General features: G+C 34.9%; 5 protein-coding genes and 1 pseudogene. 3 read left to right on the top strand and 3 right to left on the bottom strand.

Going from position 1 to position 6,536, the window contains the following annotated elements; all coding sequences use genetic code 11:
• Positions 1-282: 282 nt before the first annotated feature.
• A complete protein-coding gene (locus RTL21_RS20285) occupies positions 283-1,557 on the top strand; it encodes an Nramp family divalent metal transporter (protein ID WP_312098553.1) in 1,275 nt (424 codons plus the stop codon).
• Positions 1,558-1,634: 77 nt separating this feature from the next.
• On the opposite strand, the gene RTL21_RS20280 is transcribed toward RTL21_RS20285, so the two are convergent.
• A complete protein-coding gene (locus tag RTL21_RS20280) occupies positions 1,635-2,150 on the bottom strand; it encodes a superoxide dismutase family protein (RefSeq protein WP_312098552.1) in 516 nt (171 codons plus the stop codon).
• A gap of 129 nt (positions 2,151-2,279) precedes the next feature.
• Between RTL21_RS20280 and kapB the strand changes: the two genes are divergently transcribed.
• Positions 2,280-2,669 (top strand): kinase-associated lipoprotein KapB, encoded by a 390-nt coding sequence (gene kapB, locus RTL21_RS20275; protein WP_312098550.1) that lies wholly within the window; start codon positions 2,280-2,282, stop codon positions 2,667-2,669.
• Between the two features lie 95 nt (positions 2,670-2,764).
• Here the strand turns inward: kapB and kapD are convergent, their stop codons facing one another.
• Both kapD and RTL21_RS20265 read right to left on the bottom strand, forming a co-directional pair.
• A complete protein-coding gene (kapD, locus tag RTL21_RS20270) occupies positions 2,765-3,382 on the bottom strand; it encodes a 3'-5' exonuclease KapD (RefSeq protein ID WP_312098548.1) in 618 nt (205 codons plus the stop codon).
• A gap of 424 nt (positions 3,383-3,806) precedes the next feature.
• Positions 3,807-4,013, bottom strand: coding sequence for a hypothetical protein (locus RTL21_RS20265; protein ID WP_312098546.1), 207 nt, complete (start codon positions 4,011-4,013; stop codon positions 3,807-3,809).
• Between the two features lie 232 nt (positions 4,014-4,245).
• On the opposite strand from RTL21_RS20265, the pseudogene RTL21_RS20260 reads away from it, so the two are divergent.
• Positions 4,246-6,536, top strand: a pseudogene (locus tag RTL21_RS20260) (Na+/H+ antiporter subunit A); the annotation flags it as partial.

Here is a 6,536-nt window from a genome sequence, read left to right as displayed (position 1 = left end):
TCTTATGGTATCATAGGCTTTTTATAAAATGTCCTTTACAAAGGGTACACTTTAATGATCAGCTAGGTTTCTTTATAACCAAAAAAATTTATATTTCCTAATTAAGCCAATAAAAAACAACTACCTCGATGCTCCCCTATCTTTTCTCCATCCCATTTAACAAAATTAACCAAAAAATAAATCTTAAAAATAGATTGACAATTTACTGATTTAGGAATATCTTTTAATTAAAAGTTGCCCTAGAGAAACTTTTTAAACCATAGTAAAATCAGGTGATAAAAAATGGAAAAAAACCAATCAATAGAACAAATTCATTCTAAATCAGCAAAGAGTATTTTAAACGAAGATGTTAAAGGCTGGAAAAGAATCCTTCCCTTTTTAGGGCCAGCCTTCATTGCTGCTATTGCCTATATAGATCCAGGAAATTTCGCAACGAACATTGCTGCTGGTTCGAAATATGGGTATCTATTATTGTGGGTTATTCTTTTCTCCAATATCATGGCATTAATTATTCAATCCTTATCTGCAAAATTAGGCATTGCTACAGGAAAAAACTTAGCTGAAGTCGCAAGAGAAGAGTTTCCAAAACCAGTTTCTATCGGATTATGGATACAAGGCGAACTTGTCATTATGGCAACTGATTTAGCAGAGTTTATCGGTGCTGCGCTCGGTATCTATCTTCTTTTTGGTATCCCTTTATTAGAAGCAAGTCTTATTGCTGCAATCGGTTCTTTTGCTATTCTTGAATTACAAAGACGAGGATATCGTTCCTTAGAAGCGGGAATTACCGGGATGCTATTCATTGTTGTCCTTTCTTTTATTGTACAAATGTTCTTTGCAAAGCCAGATGTTCCATCTTTAATCCACGGGTTATTTACCCCTCAATTCGATGGAATAGATAGCGTTATTTTAGCAGCAGGAATACTAGGTGCTACAGTAATGCCACATGCTATATACTTACATTCTGCATTAACACAAAAAAGAATTGTTGGCGATACAGATAAAGAGAAAAAACAAATATTTCGCTTTGAATTCATCGATATTCTCATTGCCATGTTGATTGCAGGATTTATTAATGGAGCAATGCTCATTGTTTCTAGTGCATTATTCCATAAAAACGGATTATTTGTGGAAGATTTAGATATTGCCTTTCATTATTTTGGAGAACTAGTGAATCCCATTTCAGCCACTTTATTTGGATTAGGATTATTAATTGCTGGATTGTCTAGTTCATCTGTTGGCACGATGTCTGGGGATGTCATTATGCAAGGATTTATTCATTTTCGTATTCCATTGTATGTGAGAAGAGTCATTACGATGGTGCCACCTATCGCTATCATTGCATTTGGCATTAATCCAACCACTGCGCTTGTTGCAAGTCAAGTAATCCTATCTTTCGGGATCGGCTTTGCTCTTATTCCATTAATAATGTTTACAAGTTCCAAGCGTATTATGGGAAGCTTAGTAAATACAAAATGGATTACGGTTATATCATGGATAATGGCTATTTTAATTGTTTCATTAAACATTTTTATTCTAATACAAACGTTTCAATAAGTTGGAATTTGGATTATAGCTAAAATTCACAAGGAAAAAGACAGGTGGCTCGTAATAAAGTCCTCCTGTCTTTTTTTCTATTTTTTCTTGATTGCACCGCATGCAGTTCTTTCACCAGAATCACCTGCTGGCTGAGTCATTCCATCGTCCTGCTGTTCGGTAATAATAATAGAAGTTCCTTCTTTAGAAAACAATGATGTTTTGCCATCTCTAAGGGTTACCTGTGGTGCCATAAGCTCTGCTTTTACTGTGCCATCTTCTTTCACCAGAATATTAGGTAAATCACCTGCATGGGCACCTTCTGGATGAAGCAATCCATGTTCTTTATTATCTGGATTAAAATGGTTTCCGGCAGATTTAAAATCGGGGGCATCGCATTTATTTGTCTCATGAATATGGATACCGTGAATCCCTGGAGTTAAGCCTTTTAAATCTAATGTAAGCTTTACTCCTGCAGCTTGTTCTTGTAGCTCAACCGTTCCTAAAGAGTCCCCAACATCATTGTACATTTCTACTTTTACTTTTGTAACTTCACCTGCCGCACAACCGGTTAGGAAAAGGGAGATACTCGCCAATAAGCACATTTTTTTCATCTTATTTCCTCCATAGACGGTTTGGTACTAGTATCTGAAGAAACCTTCATTAATATGCAGTTATTCTTGTTTATCAAAAAAGGTTTATTTGTGATACTATAAAATAAAACAGTACTTGGAGGGATTATATTGTCCGAACTACCTATCGGTTCTATCGTGACCGCCTTTTATAAAACTGGAAAATACATAGGGGAAATAACAGATATACGTCCTCAAAGTTATTTAGTGCGTGTACTTGCAGTATTAAAACATCCTATGCAAGGTGATTTGCATCAGCCGAAAGAGGCAATGGTCGAAATTTTCCATGAAAGAAAAGCACTTTCTTATCGGGAACAAATGAATGCTCCTAAGAAAATGGTCAAGCCTTATACGGAGGAATCAATCCCTACTTATAACCAATCTTTGCAAGCAGCCTTAGATAAAATGCGTCACGAGCTTCAAGAAGACGATTCTACATTTGCTACTCAAAGTTTGAAGAACTTAGAAATACTTAATGCGGAATATTATAAGTTATCTTAAAAATGAATCGAAAGTCATGATTTGGTACACTTGAGTTCCTACATACTAAATGATAAATAATCAACAAAAAAGACGAGGAATAATTCTTCGTCTTTTTAAGCGAACTTATTTAGTAATTTAGACATGTCAATTAAATCTCCAATTGTGGGTGGGTTTGATTTTCCCAAGTATTTCTTGTCTTGTTCTACGAGTTTGAAAATATGATAAGTAGTTAAAGCATCATCTAGTGCACGATGATGTTTACCTGTCCCTTCTCTTCCATACTCCCTGACTGCTTTCCATAAGCCCGTTTGGTTTTTATCCCCAAAAAAACGCTTATATTCCATGGATAAATCCACTTCCTTACAATGAATTGTAAAGGGAATTTGCGCCTTTTGACAATTATCTTTAAGCACTTTCATATCCATGTTTCCCCATGTAACAACGGTATTTTGATAGCCTTTGCTAATTGTCTCAAGCTTTTTCATTAAATCATAAAAAGATATGCCATTATTTACTTGTTCTTGTGAAATATGTAGAAAAGATTTGCATCTCCTTGAGAGTGTTGAAAACTTACGGGGTACAACATAAGAAGAAAACTGTTCCCTTATTGAATCACCTACGACGGCTACAATACCAACCTCAATAATTTCTGGATAAAACCCCTTAAACTTAATACTTTTCTCTGGCATGGTGAATTCAAAGTCAATAAATAAATACTGTTGCTTTTCCATTCTTTCACCTTCTTTTTCATCGATATTTCACATGAATCGTGCGTTTTAGTAGTACTTATTTTCTAAAGAGCATTTTCCTTACTTTGTTTTATTCCTAAGCTACGGAGTTGAGATATCTACCTATATTATAACAGAATATCACTTAACCTTTTTAATTTTCTGTATTTTTTCACCGAGATTTTTTGATAAAGCTTTTAAGAGGTGATAGCTCTATATAATAAAGAATTTTGTAAAGTTGCTATTACCCGCCGCAGCCAAGCGTACCCACCAAAATCCAACCTACAGTCTATTCTCCATAGCCAACAATTTGTCTGTTTATAGCCTTATATAAAAAATATGCTTCCTACACATATTTTTTCCTCTGCAGTAAAAAATAAAAAGAGGGCCAACCTTAATATAAGGATGCCCTTCTTTTTTCGAACCTTTATTCCACTGCCATTTTACGGATATATTCTCTTGGTTGAAATGGGATCATTGTTTCTTCTAGAAAAAGAGAGCCATCCTCTTCTATTACTAAGAGCTCATCTAATGAATAAAACTCTCTTTTTTGAAAGCTATTTAAGAAGATCCCTCCTAATAGACAAAGAGAAAATAAGCAAATGGAAATACATATCTTTGATTTAATATGCATGTTTCTAACCACCTCAGCATTAGTTTGAGCAAAAAGGTGGCTATTTTACACAAAAAAAACAAAAAAATTTTTTAGTGTTTTAGACCGGTTTCTTCCTATTTAATAGAAGGGGTTATTGTCCAAGAATTTTCAAGTTTCCTATGTGCACAGTGGTTTTTTTTGCGTTATACTTTAACATGTTCATTCATTTACATATCATTTCGTTTTTAGATTTGTTTAAGGAGGGTTTATTTTGTCTATTCTTCATTGGGTTGTACTTTCTCCATTTTTATACACCCTATTGATTCCTATCACATATAAATTGATGAAAAGAATACATACGGGATGGTTTGTACTACCACTACCAATTCTACTGTTTTTTTATTTTTGTAGTAATATTAGCGCAACCTCTAGCTTGCAGGAAAAAGCAGAATCGATTGCCTGGATTCCATCTCTCGGTATCGATTTTTCCGTAAAATTAGATGGTCTTGGTATGCTATTTTCTCTATTAATTTCGGGAATCGGCACACTAGTCATTCTCTATTCCATTTATTATTTAGATAAAGCCAAAGAAAAGATAAATCAATTCTACGTGTATCTTCTATTATTTATGGGCGCAATGCTAGGAATTGTCTTAGCTGATAATTTAATTATTCTATATATGTTCTGGGAAATTACTAGTATTTCTTCTTTTCTATTAATAGGTTTTTGGAATAATCGAAGCAACTCTCGATATGGCGCAATCAAATCAATGGTGATAACGGTATTTGGAGGCCTTTCCTTATTAGCTGGGATTATTCTGCTTTATTTAATGACCGGCTCCTTCAATATTTCAGAGATTATTACTTTTGTTCAACAAGAATCAATCATCTCGCATCCGTTATTTATTCTGGGAATGATTTGTATCTTACTTGGTGCATTTACAAAATCTGCGCAATTCCCTTTCCATATTTGGTTACCAGATGCAATGGAAGCTCCAACTCCTGTCAGTAGTTATTTACATTCGGCCACAATGGTTAAGGCTGGGATATATCTTGTTGCACGTTTAAGTCCAGTATTTGCCGTTTCTGGTTATTGGCTTTGGACTGTCTCACTTGTCGGGATTATCACGCTATTATATGGTTCCTTTTTTGCTGTAAGGCAAGTCGATTTAAAGGGACTTCTAGCCTACTCAACGATCAGTCAGCTTGGAATGATTATGTCTTTGCTAGGTATTGGTGCCGCTGGCGTCCACTATGATAATGAGAGTATTTATTATATTGCAACAGCAGCCGCAGTTTTCCATCTTGTCAACCATGCCACCTTTAAAGGGAGCTTATTTATGATGGTTGGAATTGTGGATCACGAAACTGGAACAAGAGATATTCGCCGTTTAGGTGGACTTATGAAAATTATGCCGATCACCTTTGCAATAGCATTGATTGGCTCGTTATCGATGGCTGGAATTCCCCCATTTAACGGGTTCCTTAGCAAAGAGATGTTCTTTGCTAGCATGTTGAACATCCGTGAATTCCATATGTTTCATTTAGATACTTGGGGAGTTCTATTACCTATAATCGCATGGATTGGTAGTATTTTTACATTTGTGTACAGTATGATTCTTGTCTTTAAAACATTTACAGGAAAATTCCAACCGGAAAAATTATCTACTAAGCCACATGAAGCACCAATGGGTATGCTAATTTCTCCACTTCTATTAGTATCGCTTGTCGTAATATTCGGCTTATTTCCCGGGTTATTATCAAATACCATTCTTTCCCCTGCCATTACATCTATATATGGTGGAGGTGTTTATGATCTCCATATCTATCATTGGCATGGTTTCGAACCAGAGTTGTTTATGACGATTGGCGTCATTGTATTAGGGATAATCCTATATTTAACCGTAAAAAAATGGTCTGTTATTTATCAAGCTATCCCCGTTATCTGGAATAGAATATATGATTGGTTATTTGGTAGAACAGAAAATCTATTTAACCAGCTTACAAACAGATATATGACGGGTTCCCTTAGAACCTATTTAATTTATATCTTTTCATTCTTTATCTTAATCCTTTCTTATACTTTATTTGCAAAGGATGGATTTACAATCGATACTTCCCGACTAGCATCAATTGGAGGCTATGAAGTCGTTCTGTCACTTGTTCTTGTCATTTCGACTATTTCTATTTTGTTCTCTAAATCACGTCTAACCTCCATTATTCTTTTAGGAGCAGTCGGTTATACCGTTTCGTTATTCTATGTAGTTTTCCGGGCACCTGACCTTGCCTTAACTCAATTAGTAATTGAAACTGTTTCAGTCGCTTTATTCTTACTATGTTTTTATCATTTACCAAGAAACGCAAGGAAAAAAGAAAGTATTCCTTTTAAATTATCAAATGCAGTAATTTCTGTGTTAGTAGGAGTGGTCGTTATGCTTATTGCCATCGCTTCCTATAGCACGAAATTATCCGAATCCATTTCTCAATATTATGTGGATAATACCTATTTAAAAGCGGCAGGAGAAAATATGGTCAATGTTATCTTAGTTGATTTTAGAGGATT

It is taken from the genome of Niallia sp. (assembly GCF_031978665.1).
Lineage (GTDB): Bacteria > Bacillota > Bacilli > Bacillales > Cytobacillaceae > Niallia.
This window is presented reverse-complemented; position numbering and strand designations above follow the sequence as displayed.